The organism is Streptomyces sp. HD, from assembly GCF_028369295.1.
In the GTDB taxonomy this organism is placed as follows: Bacteria; Actinomycetota; Actinomycetes; order Streptomycetales; family Streptomycetaceae; genus Streptomyces.
Map to the genome: position 1 here is coordinate 1 of NZ_JAQMYP010000096.1, position 19,109 is coordinate 19,109.

The following is a 19,109-nucleotide window of genomic DNA, read 5'->3' on the forward strand; positions in this document are numbered from 1 at the left end:
ACGCATCAGCGTGAACCGCGCGACCTGCTCGTCCCGGGTGCCGCTGGAGGAGCACCAGTCGTACTTGAGGTAGTCGTCGACGCCCCATGAGGCGAACGTGGCGGCGTCCTGGGCCTCGTGGCCCTTGCTGCTGATGCGGCGCGGCGATGGGGACGCCCCTTGCCCGAGCGTGCAAGGCCCCTTTCAGGGGCCCTGGTTGGTGACGCGGTGGAAGGTCCAGCGCTGGTTGGAGCTGCCGAAGTCGCGGTACTGGATCAGCGCGACACCGTCGGCCGTGCTGCCTCCCTTGACGTCGAGCACCTTGCCGCTGTTGCGATTGACCAGGACGAACTCGCCGCCGGTCTGCGGGCGCAGCTGCCACTGCTGGCTCGTGCGGCCGTCGGCGGTCATCTGCACGACCGCCGCGCCGTCCGCCGTGGAGGACCCCGCCACGTCGAGCACCTTGCCGCTGCGGACGCAGGTGATGGTGTGGTAGCCGTCCCCGGTGGACTGGAAGGCCCAGTGCTGGTTCGACGAGTCGGTGTCGGGCCACTGGATCACGGCGGCGCCGTCCGCGTTCGACGCACGGTAGACGTCGGCGACCTTGCCGCTGCGCACGCTGACGCACTTGTAGGCCCTGGTGGGCGCGATGGTGTACTGCACCGAGTCGACGTCGACGTGGCCGGTGCCGTCGGGGTTGTAGGTGTAGAGGCCGACCCGGTCGCCGCGGTATCCGCCCCAGGTGAGCTGGTAGGTGCCGCCGACCTGGGCGAACGTGCTCCCGTCGAGGCTGTAGGAGAACCGGCTGACCCCGTTGACGTCCCAGGTGGTGCGCAGCCACACGGCGTTCTGCGTGATCACCGGACCGTAGGTCAGGGTGCCGCCGGCGTTGTGCGCGATCGTGGTGGCGGTCCCCGAGCGCCGGACGCCCAACCCCGCGTAGGTGGCGGCGTAGTGGCACAGCCCGGCGTGCTGGCCGTCGGCGAGGCCGGCCAGTTCGAGGCGGACGGTCATTGTCGCGCCGCCGGCCGTGCGCAGCACCCGCTGGGTGAGGGTGTTCCCCACCTTGGTCAGGTTGTTCGCCACCAGCGGGGCGAACGCCTTCAGCCGCAGGCAGCCGGGGCGTTCGGTCAGCGACCAGTGGTCCGCGCGCGGCTGGTAGTGCCACTCCCACTGCGGCTTGAGGCGGGTGTCGGTGAACAGGTCGCTGGTCACCACAGGGGGCAGCGCGTCGACCGGCATACCGGGCGTGCCGCCGGCGGGCACCCGGCCCGTCCACACCATGCTGCCGATGCCGTCCGCGCCCACCTCGCCCAGGATCGGCCAGCCGTCCACCCAGGTCACCGGCAGCAGGGACAGTACGCGCCCCTCCCAGTCGCCGTGGCCGTGGTGGGTCACGAAGTACCAGGCGCCGTCCGGAGTCTGCACCAGCCCGCCCTGGTTGGGCTCGCGGTCCACCGAGGCGTCGACGTGCTCCAGTTGCCGAGTCTCGAACGGGCCGTAGAGGCTGGAGCCGCGGTTCATCATCAGCACCCGGCCCTCGGACTTCACCTCGCTGAACAGGTGGTAGTAGACACCGTTGAACTTGTACAGCTTGCTGGCCTCGCTGCGCGACGACTGGTGGATGACCGTGGACGGGCCGACCAGCGACTTGCCGTCCGCGGACAGCTTGAACAAATGGATTTTGTAGCCGTCCGCGTAGTGCGTGGCGACCAGGTAGCCCTGCCCGTCGTCGTCCCAGAACGGACACGGGTCGTCCCAGCCGGAGGTCCGCCACACCGCCGTCAACGGCTCCCACGGCCCGGCCGGCGACGGGGCCGATGTCATGAAGAAGCCCTCGTCGGGGGTGTTGAAGTACACCCAGTACCGCCCCGCGTGGTGGCGGATGGCCCCGGCCCACACACCACGGCCGTAGCGGTTCATCCGGTCCCAGTTCAACTCCGGCCCGATACGGATGACATCGTCGACCGAGCCGCCGAGCGTGCGCCAGTTGACCAGGTCCTTGGAGTGCAGGACGGCCATGCCGGGCGAGTACCCGAACGTGCTGGTGATGCCGTAATAGTCGGAACCGACCCGGATACAGTCCCAGTCGCTGAAGTCGCCCGGGACGATCGGGTTGATGTAAGTCCCGTCACCCTGATCGCCCCACGTGCCGACCGCCGGTACGGCCGCCGCCGCCCCGCTCGCCGGCAGCAGGCCCGGCAACACGAGGGCCCCAGCGCCGACCGCGGCGAGCCGGCCGAGCTGTCGTCTGGTGATGTCCACGATCTGTCCTTTGTTCAGAGGGCGTCGCATGGATAGGCGGCTCTTCGACGCGAAACACGGCCTCGCACGGACACCGGTACGGCCCGGAAGACGCCGTCATCTCCTGTGCAGGCGATCCGGGACGCTGCCTGGAAAGCGCGCGGTTCGGGGCATGGGGGGGGATTCCTTCCAGAGGCGGGACCGCTCTCGCACCGCGATGACCGATATTCCGAACGTGGGTCGAATTGCCGGACGGGATCGGCGCCGAACGTAAAGGGCGCCCCGTACGGAAGTCAACGTGCGCGACAGTACGGCTTCTTCGTTATCCGGGCGGCGCGAAATGCGTAGCAACGGTACTCGTCGGAAACGTTGACGTAACCACGACTCAAATCTATCTTCTGCTCGAAGTTCCGCACAGTGGTCGTTATTTCGAACAGTGGCATCCCTTGTCACGGCGATCGGCCAAGCGGACTGGCCGAGCCCGGAGGAAGAGTTGAACAGAACCGTAAGAACACTGCTCGCCCTGCTGGGCCCACTACTGCTGGTCCTACTGGGTGGCGCCGTCCTCCAGGGCACCGCCTCCGCCGCCGCCCCACCGGCCGGGCAGGCCACGCGGTACACGATGACGGCGTTCACCAACAGCAGTGAGTCGAACCTGTACGTGTACGACTCGCCGGACGCCACCGGATTCACCCTGCAGAAAGGCCCCGCCTACACCCCGCCGTCCGGACTGATCCGGGACCCCAGCATCTTCAAGCACACCGATGGCTTCTACTACCTCACTTACACCACCAACTGGACCGGGAACACGATCGGTTTCGCCCGGAGCACCGACCGGGTGAACTGGACGTTCCTGTACAACTACACGATCCCGATCAGCGGGCTGACCCGCACCTGGGCGCCCGAGTGGTTCATCGACACCGACGGCAGCGTCAACATCATCGTGTCCCTGACGGCGGCGAGCACCGCCACCCACTTCACCGCCTACAAGATCACGGCGACCAACTCTGCTCTGACCACCTGGTCCGCGCCCACCCAGCTGTCCGGCATCGGTCCGAACAACATCGACACCTTCATCGTCAAGGCCGGCTCCACCTACCACGCGTTCACCAAGAACGAGACGACGAAGTACATCGAGTACGCCACCGCCTCCAGCCTCACCGGCCCCTACACCATCCGGAAGACGGGCGACTGGGCCGGATTCGGCAGCTGGGTCGAGGGCCCGGCCCTGGTCCAGCTCGACAACGGCGGCTGGCGCATCTACTACGACGGCTACCGCGCCGGGAAGTACTGGTACAGCGACAGCTACGACAACTTCGCCACCTGGTCCACGCCCACCGAGGTGCCCGGGCTGTCCGGCTTCATCCGCCACGCCACCGTGCTGAAGGAGACGGTCTCCGGCGGTGTCACCCTGCCCACCAACGCCACCAGGTCGCTGCGGTCGGTCAACTACCCCGACCGGTACGCCGTGGTGCGCTCCGACAGCCTCGGCTACGTCGACCCGGTGAGCGCCTCCAGCAGCACCGCCGTCAAGCAGAGCGCCACTTTCACCGTCGTACCCGGCCTCGCCGACGCCAACTGCTACTCCTTCCGCGACTCCTCCGGCCGCTATATGCGCCACTGGGACTTCCGGATCCGCTTCGACAGCAGCAACGGCACCGACACCTTCAAGAAGGACGCCACCTACTGCGCCCGCCCGGGCACGGCCTCCGGTTCCGCCCGCCTGGAGTCGTACAACTACCCCGGCCGCTATATCCGTCACTACAACTACGCACTGCGCGTGGACCCTTACCAGGACACCGACACGTTCCGCGCCGACAGCTCCTTCACGGTGGTCAGCCCCTGGAACTGACCTGTCCGCCCCACTCCCTTGCATGTTCTCCCGGGATCTGAGCCAGGAGAGGCCCAGATCCCGGGAGTCGGTGTCATCCGGCGGTCAGGGTGGTCCACTTCTGGTTGGAGCCGCCGTTGCAGTCCCACAGCACGAGCTGCGTGCCGTCGGTCGTGGAGGAGCCCGGAACATCGAGGCAGCGGCCGGAGGCGGCGTTGCGGTAACCGCCGTCGTAGGGCTGCCAGACCTGGTTGGCGCCGCCGTGGCAGGCCCACATCTGCACCTTGGTGCCGTTGGCGGTGGCCCCGCCGGCGGCGTCCAGGCACTTGCCCATAGAGCGCAGGGTGCCGTCGGTGTAGGCGGACCAGTACTGGTTGGCGCTGTCGCCGCAGCTCCACGTCTGGGCGGCGGTCCCGTCGGCGGTGCTCGCGCCGTTGACGTCCATGCACTTGCCGGCCACGCCGGACTGCACGCGGGCGGGCGCGGGGGCGGGGTTCTTCAGCCACCCGGCGCTGTCCGCGGACTGGACACCACGGCGGAAGGCGTCGGCCATCTTCTGGTAGCCCGAGTCGTTGGGATGCAGGGGGTCGGCCAGGTCGGCCGTGGTCAGACTGCTCATGTCGACGAATGCGACGCGCTTGCCCGCGGCCTGTGCGTCGCTGACGATTTGCCGGGTTGCCTGGTTGTACGTGCCCCGGAACCGCTCCTCCGAGCTGCTGGTGGACACGACCAGGGAGGCCACGAGGACGGTGGCGTCGGGGACGTCGACGGTGATCTGGTTGACCAGCGACCTCAGCCGGGCGATGGCGCTGTCGACCTCGGAGGCTCCTTGGAGGTCGTTGGTGCCGATGTGCAGCGTCACGACGTTGGGCCGGTAGCGGGTCAGCGAGGCGTCGGCGAGTGCGGCGATCTGGTCGATGCGGTACCCGGAGTGGCCTTCGTTGTCGGGATCGGACATCGGACCGTTCCGCACCGTGCCCACGAAATCCAGCGGATGGCCGTCCGCCGCGAGCTGGTTCCACAGCGGCCCCCGGTAGCCGTTGCCCGTGCTGCTTCCCACGCCCCAGGTTATGGAGTCGCCCAACGGCATGACCCGCAAGGGCGTGGTGGGGGCGGCGGAGGCAGGGGTCACACCTGCCGCCGTCACCCCGAGCGCGACAGCGGCAAGTGTGATCAGGGGCTGAGCCCAAGGCTTTCTCATGCAGCGTCCTCTTCTGCGAGTGATTGCTGAATCAGCGGGGTGATCGCCGTTCGTGTCAGCAGCTCGGCCGCAACGCCTTCCCTTCGGCGTCGGCGGCCGCCTGACGTACTGGCAGAACGGGTTGGGGAGCGGGGGGAGCGCATACCGAGCGGGTCGGCCCTAACCCGCCTCACAAGCGCACCCGTATAGATACCACGATCCCGACCGGAACATCCCATGAATGCAGAGAAATCTGGGATCGGTGAGTGGGGCGAGTGCCGCACGATTTGGTGCCAAGAGTCCCTCTGTCGCGGCTTGTTCACCGGTCTACCCTTGCCGGCGTCGGCTTGTGAACATCCCATGTATGGTTGCTGGTGTGGAGTCAGTCGATCGCACCCCACCGAGCCGGGCCCCACGAAGAACGGTCACGGCATGTGTGCCTCAACAGCCCTGCGACGGCTTGTGGTTACTGACTTCGGCTCGGCAGGGTGACCTGTTGAAGTCCCGTATACCTCTGCGGCGTTGGTTGTATCCAGTGGTGTGAGGTATGCGGATGGGGGCCCAAAGGACGCACCTGGGGCCGACGCGGCCACACGCCGCAGGTGACGGTGAGCGGGCGGCGCTCGGGACGCCTGTCGGTGGCCGGGCTGATCGCGATGCGGCCCGGCTCGCGCACCCGGCTGTGCCACCGCCTGCGCACTCACCCCGCGGGCAAGGGGAAGCGCCGCAGCCCTGACCAGCCGAGATCAGATAATGCTGTGCAGTCCCGCCGGATGGCAGGAGACGCTGATGCAGTGAATCAGGTTCAGGAGATCGTGGGGCTGGTCGGCGGTGTGCTGGGCCGAGATGTCATCGGCACCTACCTCCACGGCTCCTCCGTACTCGGCGGCCTCAGGCCGGCCAGCGATGTGGACGTGCTGGTCGTCTCCCGGCGGCGAATGGACGAGCAGGATCGACGGACACTCCTCGGTGGGCTGCTCCGGATCTCCGGCGACCGAAACAAGGCCCGCCCGGTCGAAGTCACCGTGGTCGTACAGTCCGAGGTGCGGCCGTGGCGGTACCCGCCGACCGGTGACTTCCTCTACGGCGAGTGGCTGCGTGCCGAGTACGAGGCCGGGGAGGTCCCCCGGCCGGAGCCGATGCCCGATCTGGCCCTGCTGATCACCATGGCGCTGACCGGCGACCATCCCCTCACCGGGCCGCGCCCGGCGCAGGTCCTCGATCCGGTCCCGCAGGCCGACCTGGTCCGGGCGAGCGTGGTGGGTATCCCCGGCCTGCTCGACGACCTGGACAGCGACACCCGCAACGTCCTGCTGACCTTCGCCCGCATCTGGACCACGCTCGCCACCGGCCAGCTCAAGTCGAAGGACGCCGCCGCCGACTGGGCCCTCGCTCAGCTCCCGCCCGAGCACCGCGCCGCCCTCGAACACGCCAGGCAGCTCTATCTCAACTGCCCCTACTCCGAGGAGAGCTGGAGCGATGCATTGCAGGCGCGGGTGCGTCCGCATGTTGACCGCGTGCTCGCTGAGATCGACCGGCTGCGCACCCGAACCCGCGGATGTGAGGGCCGCTGTCTCAAGTCCCGGGTGTCAAACCTGACGGTGGTCCACCTGCGCCCTGCCGAGCCCTCCAGCAGGGAGTGAGCAGCCCGGCGGCGACGACGTTGCCCACCGCACGCGACCAGGCTGGTCCAGTGCCCGTCGCAAGGCGCACCTCGGCCCAGCCCTCGGCCAGGTCATGGCGGAGTGAACGCCGCGCCACGGGCGTCTCCCTCGGCCCACCATCGTCACCCTGAAGCGGCGAACTCAGTACCGCCTCAATCACTCGACCTGTCGATGCCGTGCACCGGGCCGCCGATACCGACGGCCGCCGGATGAGGTACTGATACATCGAGGAAGGCTCGCGCGGGCTCCAGGGCGTCATCACCTGCGACGACCCGGCGACCCGATTCGTCCTCGACGGAACTCGCCCGCACATCATCCGGCCCCGCCGGGCCCATGCGCTCAGCTTCGAGGTCGACGGCCGCCTCGTGTAGGCGGCGAACCCGCCCCCACCGCCGCCCACTGGATCGGCCGCAGCCGCTCCTTCAGCAACAGCACGCCCATCGCGATAGCGACGAGCGGACAGCGGTGGCGGGGCCCGTAAGTCGTCCTGCTCTGCATCGCAGGGCGGTCTCGTAGTGCAACACCCCTGGAACCCATCGTGGGGGTTCGATCGGGAGCCGGGACCGCGCCGCTTCTTCTGCGACTCCGCCACCTCTGGCGAAGCGTCGGTCACGCTCGCGTCATTCCTGCTTTGAGCAAGAGTTGTCTGCAAACGGCCTTTTAGTTTTGGTCGTTCCGGACGGGAGGCTTGCTCACCTCGTTTATCAACAGGGCGTAGGCGCCGCCCAGAACGAATGTGACGACGTATTGAGCCCATTCAGTTCCGGTCAGCAGTTTGTTCGCTCCGACGAGCACGACGGCCCAGGCGAGCGTGGCGAGGATCTTGGCCGTCATTGGTGCGCTCCCAGTGTTTACGAGAAGGACGAGGCGCAGGCAGTCTTGCCGTGGTAGACGGTGCACATCGACCGTTGTTCTTCGATCGACCAGCCATAATGTGCCGCCGGAGCCTTGGCGGCGGGCTGCGACTGCGCTGCGGCTGACGGGGCGCCCGTGCCCAGCATGAGGGCGCGCTGAGGAGGGCGGCGGGCAGCGTGCTCGATATAACGCGCTTGATGCTGGAGAATCCCCGATTCTTTTGGCTTGGGCAGGCGGACTCTGGTCCGTAATCTCGCCTCCCGGGCATGCAGGACCCTACGTCCAAGATCACGCGATCCAGAAGGGTTTTGAGGAGGATCTGATCCTTTCTTTGCCTTTGCAAGGGTGACAGTGATGTCGCCGCGGCCTTTGCGGCGGGCGACGGAAGTCGGGCCGACGCGGGGCGGGTCGCACGGTTGCGACAGGGCCGAGCCGGGTGAGCCCGGTCGGCTCGCACGACTCCCGGGCAGCATCCCCCCGGCGAATCAGCCAGCGCACCGAGCGCCTCGCCTCGCGAAGATCGCGGAGAAGGAAGCGCAAGGGGCCATTGGCAACCACGTCTCGTGGAAGGTGCAGGACGGGCCACGCGGCCTGGAGGGCGTCATCGTCTGCGACCACCCCGCGGTCCGCTTCGTCCTGGACGGTACGAGGCCACAACTCATAAGGCCACTCGGAGCAAGGGCGTTGAGGTTCCAGATCGATGGCCGAGTGGCTTTCGACGCCTACGCCGGACATCCGGGCACGAGGCCCATTCCTTCATCGGGCCTTGCGGCTAGGTCCTGACCAGGCCGTTCGGCTCAATTCCGAGAATCAATTGGATAGTTCTGCCAGGCGGGAGAGCTTCCGGGAAACGGCTGGTCACAGTGCCGCTCCGGCACGGTCGGACTCGCTGCGCAGGACACAGAACTCATTGCCCTCGGGATCGGCGAGGACGGCCCAGCCCGCGCCGTCGGGCTCCCGGCGGTCAGCGACCAGGGTGGCTCCGAGATTCAGCAGCCGCTCGATCTCTTCCTCGCGCGAGGTCGTCGGGCGCAGGCACAGGTGGATCCGGTTCTTGACCGTCTTCGCTTCCGGCACCTCGTTGAAGTACAGGAGCGGGCCCTCCGGAAGCATCACCTGCGTCTCCCGGTCGCCCGAGCTGGCCTGCGGATCCAGCGGACAACCGGTCACACCACTCCAGAACCGCGCCAGTTCATAGGCGTCCGAGCAGTCGATCGCCACGTTCTGCACTACCGAGATCATGGAATGGATCCTGCCTGAGGACCAATCGGTCCGCTACCGGATTGCCGCCAGGCTCGACCCGGGGCTTGATGACCTCGTGCGCCGGGTATCGCAGGCCCATGCGGGCATGGGGAGAAGCCGTGTGCACGGGGCCCCGGTTCGAGACTTTTCTGCGGGGCGTGGTCAGGCGGGCGCTGGCGGGAGATGAGCCGCAGCCGTGGTGGATGCCCCGACGTGTGCTGACCGTGGTCTCGGCGGATGTCGACGACATCGCTGGTGTCGGGGCGATCTGGATCGTGTGGCGTCCCAAGTCGCAGGGGATGCGTGAGCATATTGCGCTCATGGAGTGGTACGGCGAGCAATGGCGGTATGGCGGAAGCATGGGCCAGCAGTCCAGCAGTTGTCGTCCGCAAAATCAGTGGAAAAATCAGGGGCAGAATCAGGGCCCCGTCCCCGAGAGCCGGGAACGGGGCCGTTCAAGCGATGGGTCAGAGTGCCGTCGCCGCGGTGTGGAGGTTCTCGGCGGCCTGGGCGAGGCCTCGGTCGAACTCGGTCGCACCGAGCCCCGCGAGGTGGTCCTCACTCCGGAGCTCGTCGTGCGCGGGAGCATCGCCGCGCCGCGCTGATCTGCCGGTCTCCCGCCTCACCGAACGCGATGGCCGCGCTCCTGTCTCAGGAGGGCGGCCATTTCCTCAGTCCGGTGGCGCGGACACGGCCCGGGACTCAGGTGCGGTGGCCCGGACGGACCCCGGCCAGTGCCGTCCCGAGAAGGAGGTATGCGACGAGGGCCAGGATCGGTATGTGCCCGCCCGCCCGGTCGATGTCGTCGGTGAAGTACCCGGAAATCCCCAACCAGACCAACCCACCGACGGCCACCAGCACGGTGTTGCCGGCCTCTCCCATCATCCGCATGCCGGCCCACAGCAGAAGGGGCATCAGAATCCAGGAAGCGGCTGTGGTGAGCAGGAACTCGAAGGCGCCGGAGAACGTAGAGTCTCCGCTCTCGTCCGCGCTGTCGCGCGCCCACGCGAAGCCGGCGGACATGAGGGTGTGGCAGACCGCGGTGGCGGCGGCGACGGTGACGGCGCCTTTCACGAATCGTACGTACCGCATGGGGGGAATCCTCGCTCTTCGCAGGCCGATGGGTCCCAACACGGGTGTGTTGGGACCCACGGATGTGTGCGGACTCAGACCATGAGTGGTCCGTCCTTCAGGTGCTACAGGGAGCGCTCCAGGGCGTTGGCGTAGAGCCGGGCGCCGGAGATCTTCGGGTGGAACGACTTCATCGACGGTTCGGGCGCATCGGCGTCCGCCTCGGACCGGCCGGTCATGACGATACCGTTGATGTTTTCGGGGTCACCGCAGATCGCCTTGTCCTTGAAGTCGGACGCGGGGTCCACGAACGTGGCTCCCACCGACGTCGCGGCGGCCTTCATCTCCTGGGCCAGCTTCGGAGCGACCTGGTCGTTCAGCCAGGGCGCCTCCTCGGTTCCGATACCCGGGATGCACTGACCGTTCCCGGACAGCAGAGGCGGATAGCCCACGAGGTAGATCTTGGCCTGCGGCGCACGGGCTTTGATCTCGTTGAGCACCTTGACGATCCTCGGCTTGACCTGGTTGGTGATCCAACCCGGCATGAAGTCCTTGAGCGGACCGCTCATCTCGCCGGTCTTGTCGCCCGTGTCCGGGTTGCGCTTCTCGATCTCGGCGTCCTGGCAGAGCTTCAGTCCGGCCGCCCAGACGCATTCGTTGAACACGTCCGTGAACAGGGAGTCGTTACCGCCGATGGCGATGGTCACGATGTCCGTGTTCTGGTCGAGGTAGCCGAGGTCCATCTGCGGCAGCGAGTTCTGCTGCCCCTTGCCGCCCGCCCAGACGTTGTAGGTGCGGGCGCCGGAGCAGGCGATGAAGCTCAGGTCGACATTGCCGTAGTCGTCGGAGATCTTGCCGATGGACTGGGTCCTGCCGGGCAGGGTCGCCTGCCGGATCCAGGCCTGCTTGGAGCGGTGGCACTTGTTGACGACCTCGCTGTTGCCGAGGCTCTCCTTGTAGTCCGTCTCCCGGAAGTAGTCCTTGCCGCCCTCGGTGTCGGCGCCCTCGCCGGAGGCGAAGGAGTCGCCCATGCCGACCACGTGCGTGGGGTTGGCACCGAGCGTCTGGAAGGCGACGGCGTCCCAGGCGATGTCGACACCCGGAGCCTCGTCGGTGGTGTTGGACAGGGCCACCGACGGGGTTCCGGTGAAGTTGAAGACACCGAGCGAACGCCACTCGTTGCTGCGGATGCGCTGCGGGGCGACACGGAACGGGGACTTGGAGTCGGTGCCCGACACCTGGTACCTCGCCTGCTGGGACCGTGCGGCCACGTTCGGCATGTGGACCAGGACCCGGGTCCAGCCCTTGACGGCGCTGGGGCCGGTCCAGGTGCCGGTGACCTTCAGCCGCTGGTCCTCTCCCGGAGAAGCGGCCTTACGCGTGGTGGAGAACCAGATGTGGTTCCCGTACCCCACACCGAGCTGATGGGTGTCCATCTTCGCCGAGGGCGTGGAGAAGTCGAACTTGAACGATCCGGCCGACTGGCCGGTGTCGAAGCAGCGTCTGCCGTCCTTGCCCGCGATCCGCTGACCGGAGTTCACGTTGTCGACGATGTACGTGCCGCTCGGGAGACCGGAATCGCAGCGAGGCGGGTGGGAGTTGCCGTCCGCCTCCTCCGGGTAGGTGTTGTTGAAGCGGAAGATCTCGTTGCCGCAGTCACCGGCTGCGCAGTTCTTCCACTCGACCTTCTTGTTCCACCAGCACCGGAAGTCCGTACGCTGGCAGGGACCCGTCGCGGGCGAGTCGTTCGACGCGCCTTCCTTGATCTTGCTCGGGTCGCACTCGTTGGAGCCGTCACAGAACAGTGAGACCCGCGGCTTGGCCAGGGTGCGGAACGCGGGCTCGGTCCACCAGGCAGGCCGGAAACCGTGGACGAGGGTGCCCGGCGCCTCCAGCGCCTCCAGCGGGCGCGCGGCCCAGCCGATGACCTTCTCCGGGTACGGCCAGAACTGCGGCTTGGCGGCGTGGGAGTAGTCGTCGCCGCCGTTCTCGTTCTCCAGGAACGGGGTCCGGTTCGGCTTGTAGCTGGGGTTGGCCGGGTTGTTGGCCCAGCCCACGCCCCACTTGCCCCCGTTCTTGCCCGCGTCCGCCTGCGGGTAGAAGCCGGAGTTGTAGGCCCACAGGGCGAAGAACCAGTTCTCGATGGCCTTCGGGTCACCGTTGTTCACGGTGAGGCCGGCGTTTCGGGTCTGGTTCCACTTCTCGGCGAGGATGTTGACGCCGGCCGCGACGTTCGCGGTGTAGTCCAGCGCGACGGCATCCTGGTAGGCGCGCGGCTTGGACGGCCGGACCTCACCGTTCTCGTACGGCTTGCCGGGCAGCCGCATGCCGTCGGTGACCTGCGTGATGCCGTAACCGCAGTCCGCGGCAGGCCAGTTGATGGCCCAGGGGTCGTTGACCTGGCCGTGCTCGTCGCGGACGAGACCGTAGTAGTTGCCGATGAGGCTGTTGGCGGTGGTGCCCGGCGCGGCGAAGCGGGTGGCCTGCCACATGTTGGACTCCTGGGCGGTGATGCCGAGGAACACCTGGGCAGGGATGCGCCCGCCGCCGGACAGCGGGGTGAGACCGCCGATGAGGGCCTGCGGCGAGTAGGCGCCCATGCCCATGTTCTTCCAGTTGGCGGCCCGCTTCACGTGCTGGTCCATCGTGCCTTCGATGGCACGGTCGACAGCCCACTCGATCTGGCGCGGCTTCGGCTGGAAGGCCTGCTTCTGCGGGTTGCCCCGCTCCACGGCGCAGGTGCGCTCCGACTCCGGTTCGGCGATGTTCAGCCGGGACGCCTTGCCGCCCACGGTGCCACCGCTCTTGGCGGGGGCGGTGCCGAGGGCCGGAGAGCGGTTCGCGCCCTCGGCCGGGTCCGGAGACACCGGGGACGCGGTCGGGTTGGACTCGAACACCGGCTTGCTGCCGGTGGGCAGGTGGTTCATCTCGATGCGGGCCGTGCGCGCCGTGTCGTACTCGGAGGGGCGGACACGGGTGTCCTTGCCGTCGGCCCACGCGGAGTTCACGAGAGCGCGGGCCTTGGTGGAGGCCGTGGCGTCCTTGTCGATCCCGCCCGGGTTCCGCACGTCCTTGGGCAGGGTGCCGACGTTCTTCGCCGCGCCGGTGACGATCGCGGTGCCGTCGGCGGCGCGGGTGAGGTCCATGCCGGTCAGGTGGCCCTCGGCGACCGTCCGGGCCTTGACAGCCTTGACGGCCTTGCCCTTGAGCTGCTGGCCGGTCAGGTACTTGACCTCGGAGGTGTTGCCGGCGGACGCGGCCTCGACGGGCTTGACGTCGGCGGCGCGGGCCCGCACGTCCTTCGCGGCCCGGGCGTTGTACGTACGGTCCAGGAAGGCGAGGCCGCCGTCCTTGGTGACGGACAGGCTGAAGGGCGTGCTGTCCGTGCGTGTGACCAGCTCGGACTTCCCGCTCCCGGTGATCCGGACGATGGCGTTGCCCTGCGCGGCGACGATGCCGTCGCGGGTCGGGACCGCGGAGGTGACCTGGCCCTGCACCGTGATCTTCTTCTGCGTCCTGCCCGTACGGGCATCGACGGTGATCAGGCGGGTCTCGTTCCTGTCCGACGTGTTCTCGTCGGTGAACTGCGACAGCACCGCCTGCTCGCCGTCGCCGCAGCCCGGCGAGAAGTAGGCGAGGCTTGCCTGGAACGGCAGCTTCGTGACCTCTCCCGAGTTCAGATCCACGGCGGCTGCGAACGCGCCCCGGGCCATGAGGCTGGGCTTGTTGGTGAAGGTGCGCGGCGCGTAGGCGACCAGGGCACGATCACCGGAGGCGGTGACACAGGCGTTGCCGATCCAGGTGTCGGTGTCGGAGAACCCGGGTTCGACGAGGGTCGCCGCGGTCTTCCAGCGGTAGCCGTCGGCCTCATCGGCGGTCATGAAGTGGAAGCCGGTGGCGTCACCGATGGTGGTCCACGCGGTGTCGGAGGACTTGGTGTAGCCCTTGCCGAGTACCTTGCTGCGCTTCTCGGCGGGAACGCGGTCCTTGTTGCCGTCCTGGTCCGCCTTCACACCGGGCGCGGCGGGGTCGGACCATCCTTCCGCGGCGTTCGGGGGCGGCGTCGGTGCCTGCGGGGCGGATTGCGCCTGGATCGCGGTTCCGAACGCTATCGCCGTGGCGATGGCGCAGCTTATGGGAACACGCGCGTACGTGCGTCTGCGTACACGTCTCAAAGCGTTGGTCTCCTTGAGTAAGCGGTGAGGAAGGGCTCGTGCGGCAGCACAGCGGAGCCTCTGCACGAGGGGGGATGCGTCGATGGGGCGGATGGGAGCGCTCCCGAAGGCAAGGCCGGCCGGTCATTCGCACATGTCGATGCCGGTGCGGTCTCTGCGTCAGGGACTGGGTCAGCGACGGTTGTTCTGCTCTGCCGGAAGACCGGTGAGGCTGTCTTCGGGCTGCTTCCGAGCAGCAGTGGGTGGAATTCCTACGTTGTCGCCGTGATCCGGCCGACGATGGTCCTCAGGCTCCGCTATGCGGAACAGCATCGGCTCGGCGTGACGCGCGGCGGGCTCGGTGGCCCAAATGGCCCAGGCCGCAGCGCAGATACCTTCGGCAGGTGTCCCATTTCCGTCTCTCCCCCGTCTCGACGCAGCGGGAGGAACACGGTCGTATGTGGCGTTGCGTCAGCAACGCTCGCTCCCCCCGGGCGACACACAGGGACCGGGCTGGTGAGACCAGGTCCCCTGAGTGCGAGGTCACTGTAGACGCGTGGTACCGATGGTTAAAAGCACTGGTCGAGGCGTGGCAAAAAGAAGGTCATGTTGTCGAAGTGTCCGGACATGGCGTGTCCTGACTCCTGATCAGTGGTTTTCCCTTGAAGTAGAACCGGGCGGGCCGGGCGGCACGCTTCGGTACGTTGGCTGATTCCGGCCCCTTGATCCGCTCACCGCTCCAACGGCCGGTGAGCGGTCTCGGGGAGCCGCAGATACACCAGCGACGAGCCGAGGCAGAGTGCGGCGACGTACCACGGGAACAGGTCCGCCTGACCCAGCTCCTTGAACAGCGTGCCGACGTACGGCGCCGTACCGCCGAACATCGCGACCGTCAGCGAGTACGGGAACCCGATGCCCGCCGCCCGCACCCGGGGCGGGAACACCTCGGCGTTCACGGCCGCGCTGATCGACGTGAACCCGGTCAGCAGCACCATGCCCGCGCACTGCACGAGCAGCAGCACCGCGAACGAGTCGTGCAGCGCGTGCAGCAGGGGGACGGTGAGCAGGGTGAAGCCCAGGCCGAAGAAGAGCAGCAGGGGGCGGCGTCCGAAGCGGTCCGAGAGCAGGCCGCCCAGGGGCTGGAGCAGAGCGAAGAAGGCCAGCGAGATCGTGCCCGCGAGCAGCGCGTCCGACTTCTCGATGCCCGCGTTGAGTTCGGCGTACGTCGGCAGGTACGACGTCCAGGTGTAGTAGGCGATGGTGCCGCCGGCGGTGATGCCGCAGATCAGCAGCGACTGGCGGGGATGGCGGCGCAGCGCCTCCAACAGGGCGGGGCGCGGCGCCTGTTGCTGCTCGGCGCTCCTGGTCTCCTCGGCGCCCTGCCGGATCCAGAAGCCGACCAGGCTGAGTACGGCACCGAGGACGAACGGCACCCGCCAGCCCCAGCCGTTCATCTGCCCGTCGCTCAACGTGTCCACGAGCAGCGTCGCGATACCGGACGCGACGAGCTGCCCGAGGGTCGTCGACACGTACTGGAAGCTGGAGAACAGCCCGCGCCGCCCCGGTCCCGCCGACTCCACCAGAAAGGTGGTCGACGCCGCGAACTCGCCGCCCACGGACAGGCCTTGGAGGAGCCGGGCCAGGACCAGGATCACCGGGGCGAGCACCCCGACCGTGGCGTACGTCGGGGTCAGTCCGACCAGCAGACTGCTGCCGCCCATCAGCAGGATGGTGACCGTCAGCGCGGCGCGCCGGCCGCGGCGGTCCGCGATCGCGCCCATGAGCAGCCCGCCCACCGGACGCATGAAGAAGCCCACCGCGAAGACGGCGAACGTGGACAGCAGCGGCACCAGCGAGTTGTCCGCGCTCTTCGGGAACACCTCAGCCGCGATATAGGTGGCGAGGAAGGTGTATGCGTACCAGTCGTACCACTCCACGGCGTTGCCGACCGAAGCGGCGAGGAGCTGGCGTACGGGCCGGGAGGCCGGCGGGGAGTCCGTGCGCGTCGTCTCTGTCATGATCGCGACCATCCCCGAACCCCGGCCCCGGCACACCTCACGTACCCCCGACTTTCACACGAGCGCCACCGGACCCTTCCCTGACGTTTGGTGCTCCTGGAACACTCCTTCCGCGCGCATTCCGTCACATGCCGTTCGGTCAAATCACCCTCAATGGGAAGAGGTCCCTCACTCATGCCCGAAGTCAATCGCCGCAGATTCCTTCAACTCGCGGGCGCGACCACGGCGTTCACGGCTCTGTCGAGCAGCATCCAGCGGGCCGCCGCGATCCCCGCGAACCACCGCACCGGGTCGATCGAGGACATCGAGCACATCGTCGTCCTTATGCAGGAGAACCGTTCCTTCGACCACTATTTCGGCAAGCTGCGCGGCGTCCGCGGGTTCGGGGACCCGCGCCCGGTGAAGCTGGACAACGGCAAGTCGAACTGGCACCAGTCGAACGGCACCAAGGACATCCTGCCGTTCCACCCGGACGCCGACGACCTCGGTATGCAGTTCCTGGAGGGCCTCCCGCACGGCTGGACCGACGGCCAGCAGGCGTACAACGGCGGCAAGTACGACAAGTGGGTCCCCGCCAAGGGCACCACGACCATGGCGTACCTGACCCGCGAGGACATCCCCTTCCACTACGCCCTCGCCGATGCCTTCACGGTCTGCGACGCCTACCACTGCTCGTTCATCGGCTCCACCGACCCGAACCGCTACTACATGTGGACGGGCTACACCGGCAACGACGGCACCGGCGGCGGACCGGTCCTCGGCAACGACGAGCTCGGCTACGGCTGGACGACCTACCCGGAGCGCCTGGAGCAGGCGGGCATCTCCTGGAAGATCTACCAGGACATCGGCAACGGTCTGGACGCGGCCGGCTCCTGGGGCTGGATAGAGGACGCCTACCGGGGCAACTACGGCGACAACTCGCTGCTGTACTTCAACAAGTACCGCGAGGCCAAGCCCGGCGACCCCTGGTACGACAAGGCCCGCACCGGCACCGACGCCAAGAGCGGCGACGGCTACTTCGACCTGCTGAAGGCCGACGTGAAGGCCGGGAAGCTGCCGCAGATCTCCTGGATCGCCGCACCCGAGGCCTTCTCCGAGCACTCCAACTGGCCGTCCAACTACGGCGCCTGGTACATCGCACAGGTCCTGGACGCCCTCACCGCCAACCCGGAGGTCTGGTCGAAGACCGCCCTGTTCATCACCTACGACGAGAACGACGGCTTCTTCGACCACGTCGTGCCGCCGCTGCCGCCGAAGGACGCCTCGCGGGGCAAGTCCACGGTCGATGTCTCCCTCGACCTCTACCCGGGCGACAGCAAGCGCCCGGCCGGCCCCTACGGCCTCGGTCCGCGGGTGCCGATGCTGGTCGTCTCGCCGTGGAGCAAGGGCGGTTACGTCTGCTCCGAGACGCTCGACCACACCTCGATCCTGCGGTTCATGGAGCGCCGCTTCGGCGTCAAGGAGACCAACATCTCCCCCTGGCGCCGGGCCATCAGTGGCGACCTGACCTCGGCCTTCGACTTCTCGCGCAACGACAGCCGCCCGGCCGCGCTGCCGGACACGGACGACTACGAGCCGCCGGACCGCGTGCGTCACCCCGACTACAAGCCGACGCCGCCCGCCGACCCGGACATGCCGAAGCAGGAGCGCGGTCTGCGCCCCTCGCGCCCGCTGAAGTACGCCCCGTACGTGGACGGTTCGGTGGACGCGGCGGCCGGCAGGTTCACGCTGGCCCTCGCCTCCGGCGCCAAGGCCGGTGCCGCCTTCCACATCACGTCCGGCAACCGCACCGACGGCCCCTGGATGTACACCACCGAGGCCGGCAAGTCCCTCACGGACACCTGGAACTCGGCGTACTCGAACGGCTCGTACGACCTGACCGTGCACGGCCCGGCCGGCTTCGTGCGCTACTTCAAGGGCTCGAACAAGACGGCCGGTCCCGAGGTCACCGCCCGGCACAAGGGCGACGACATCGAGCTGACGTTCACCAACAAGGGGACGGCGAGCGTCAGCCTGAAGGTGGCCAACGGGTATGGCGGTCGTGCCACGACGGTGACGGTCGCGCCCGGCGCCACGGTGCGCCGGTGCATCGACCTCCTGGCCAGCCGCCGCTGGTACGACCTGACCGTCACCGCCGACGGCGACCCGGCGTTCCTGCGGCGGTTCGCCGGGCGCGTCGAGAACGGGCGGCCGGGTGTGAGCGACCCGGCGATCATCACGGAGTAGCCCGGAGCGCAGGGCTGTTCACAGCGGTGTGAGGTGCCCCGGCCCCGGCTGCCGGGGCACCAACGCCGGTCCGGGCGTGGCCGACCCGGGCAGCAGTACTCGTTCCTGCGACGCCGACGCGGGCTCCAGCGCCAGTACGGCGGCCACGGGGTGCTCGTCGTCCTCGGCGGGGTCGGCCTGGGTGAGTGCGGGTGCGGGGGCGGGGGCGGCTGAGGTCGGTTCGGGGGTCGCGCGGCTGAGCAGCACCACACCCCAGGACGCCAGGCCCGCCCCGGCCAGCGCGAGGAGGACGCCCGTCGCGCCGCCCTGCAGCCGCTCGCCGAGCAGGACCAGCCCGATCACCACGGCCGCCAACGGGTTCGCCAGCGTCACCATCGCGAGCGGGGCGCCGAGCCCGCCCCGGTAGGCGGTCTGCGACAGCAGCAGTCCGCTCGCCGCGAGGGCCGCGACCAGCAACGCCACCCCGACGACCTGCGGGCTGAGCAGCGGGGCCGAGTGGTCCGTCGCGGCGACCGTCACCGTCTGCGTGAGCGCCGAGGCGACCCCGGAGGCGAAACCGGACGCGGTCGCGTGCCGCAGCCCCGGGGGGGGGGGGGGGGGGGGGCGCGGCGCGGGCGGCGCCCCCCCCACCCCCCCCCCCCCCCC

At 68.4% G+C, this 19,109-nt stretch carries 11 protein-coding genes and 2 pseudogenes; 5 read left to right on the forward strand and 8 right to left on the reverse strand.

The genetic code is table 11. From position 1 onward, the window contains the following. Positions 1-183 precede the first annotated feature (183 nt). Positions 184-2,244 (reverse strand): family 43 glycosylhydrolase, encoded by a 2,061-nt coding sequence (locus POF73_RS44370; RefSeq protein ID WP_272125137.1) that lies wholly within the window; start codon positions 2,242-2,244, stop codon positions 184-186. Between the two features lie 472 nt (positions 2,245-2,716). Between POF73_RS44370 and POF73_RS44375 the strand changes: the two genes are divergently transcribed. After that, positions 2,717-4,075 (forward strand): glycoside hydrolase family 43 protein, encoded by a 1,359-nt coding sequence (locus POF73_RS44375; protein ID WP_272125138.1) that lies wholly within the window; start codon positions 2,717-2,719, stop codon positions 4,073-4,075. Positions 4,076-4,148: 73 nt separating this feature from the next. On the opposite strand, the gene POF73_RS44380 is transcribed toward POF73_RS44375, so the two are convergent. Further along, positions 4,149-5,255: a ricin-type beta-trefoil lectin domain protein gene (locus POF73_RS44380; protein ID WP_272125140.1), complete on the reverse strand. Its 1,107-nt coding sequence runs from the start codon at positions 5,253-5,255 to the stop codon at positions 4,149-4,151. Between the two features lie 539 nt (positions 5,256-5,794). On the opposite strand from POF73_RS44380, the pseudogene POF73_RS46440 reads away from it, so the two are divergent. Together POF73_RS46440 and POF73_RS44385 are read left to right on the forward strand one after the other, a co-directional pair. After that, positions 5,795-5,965: pseudogene (locus POF73_RS46440) on the forward strand (IS630 family transposase); the annotation flags it as partial. 42 nt (positions 5,966-6,007) lie between these two features. After that, positions 6,008-6,877, forward strand: coding sequence for an aminoglycoside adenylyltransferase family protein (locus POF73_RS44385; protein ID WP_443049769.1), 870 nt, complete (start codon positions 6,008-6,010; stop codon positions 6,875-6,877). Between the two features lie 681 nt (positions 6,878-7,558). Here the strand turns inward: POF73_RS44385 and POF73_RS44390 are convergent. Together POF73_RS44390 and POF73_RS44395 are read right to left on the reverse strand one after the other, a co-directional pair. Beyond that, complete coding sequence (locus tag POF73_RS44390; protein ID WP_272125142.1) at positions 7,559-7,732, reverse strand: hypothetical protein; 174 nt, start codon at positions 7,730-7,732, stop codon at positions 7,559-7,561. 879 nt (positions 7,733-8,611) lie between these two features. Then, the gene (locus POF73_RS44395; RefSeq protein WP_272125145.1) at positions 8,612-8,995 is read right to left on the reverse strand and encodes a VOC family protein; all 384 of its coding nucleotides are present in this window, start codon (positions 8,993-8,995) and stop codon (positions 8,612-8,614) included. Positions 8,996-9,210: 215 nt separating this feature from the next. Between POF73_RS44395 and POF73_RS44400 the strand changes: the two genes are divergently transcribed. Beyond that, entirely contained in the window at positions 9,211-9,600 is a 390-nt protein-coding gene (locus POF73_RS44400; RefSeq protein WP_272125147.1) for a hypothetical protein, read from the forward strand. 97 nt (positions 9,601-9,697) lie between these two features. On the opposite strand, the gene POF73_RS44405 is transcribed toward POF73_RS44400, so the two are convergent. The 3 genes from POF73_RS44405 to POF73_RS44415 all read right to left on the reverse strand — a co-directional run bounded on the left by POF73_RS44405 (position 9,698) and on the right by POF73_RS44415 (position 16,250). Next, positions 9,698-10,087, reverse strand: coding sequence for a hypothetical protein (locus POF73_RS44405; RefSeq protein WP_272125148.1), 390 nt, complete (start codon positions 10,085-10,087; stop codon positions 9,698-9,700). A 104-nt stretch (positions 10,088-10,191) separates the two neighbouring features. Further along, the gene (locus POF73_RS44410; protein ID WP_272125149.1) at positions 10,192-14,241 is read right to left on the reverse strand and encodes a GDSL-type esterase/lipase family protein; all 4,050 of its coding nucleotides are present in this window, start codon (positions 14,239-14,241) and stop codon (positions 10,192-10,194) included. 710 nt (positions 14,242-14,951) lie between these two features. Continuing rightward, positions 14,952-16,250, reverse strand: a complete 1,299-nt coding sequence (locus tag POF73_RS44415) for an MFS transporter (protein WP_272125150.1) — start codon at positions 16,248-16,250, stop codon at positions 14,952-14,954. A gap of 162 nt (positions 16,251-16,412) precedes the next feature. Between POF73_RS44415 and POF73_RS44420 the strand changes: the two genes are divergently transcribed. After that, positions 16,413-18,464, forward strand: coding sequence for a phosphocholine-specific phospholipase C (locus tag POF73_RS44420; protein WP_272125151.1), 2,052 nt, complete (start codon positions 16,413-16,415; stop codon positions 18,462-18,464). An 18-nt stretch (positions 18,465-18,482) separates the two neighbouring features. Here POF73_RS44420 and POF73_RS44425 read toward each other — a convergent pair. After that, positions 18,483-19,109, reverse strand: a pseudogene (locus tag POF73_RS44425) (hypothetical protein); the annotation flags it as partial.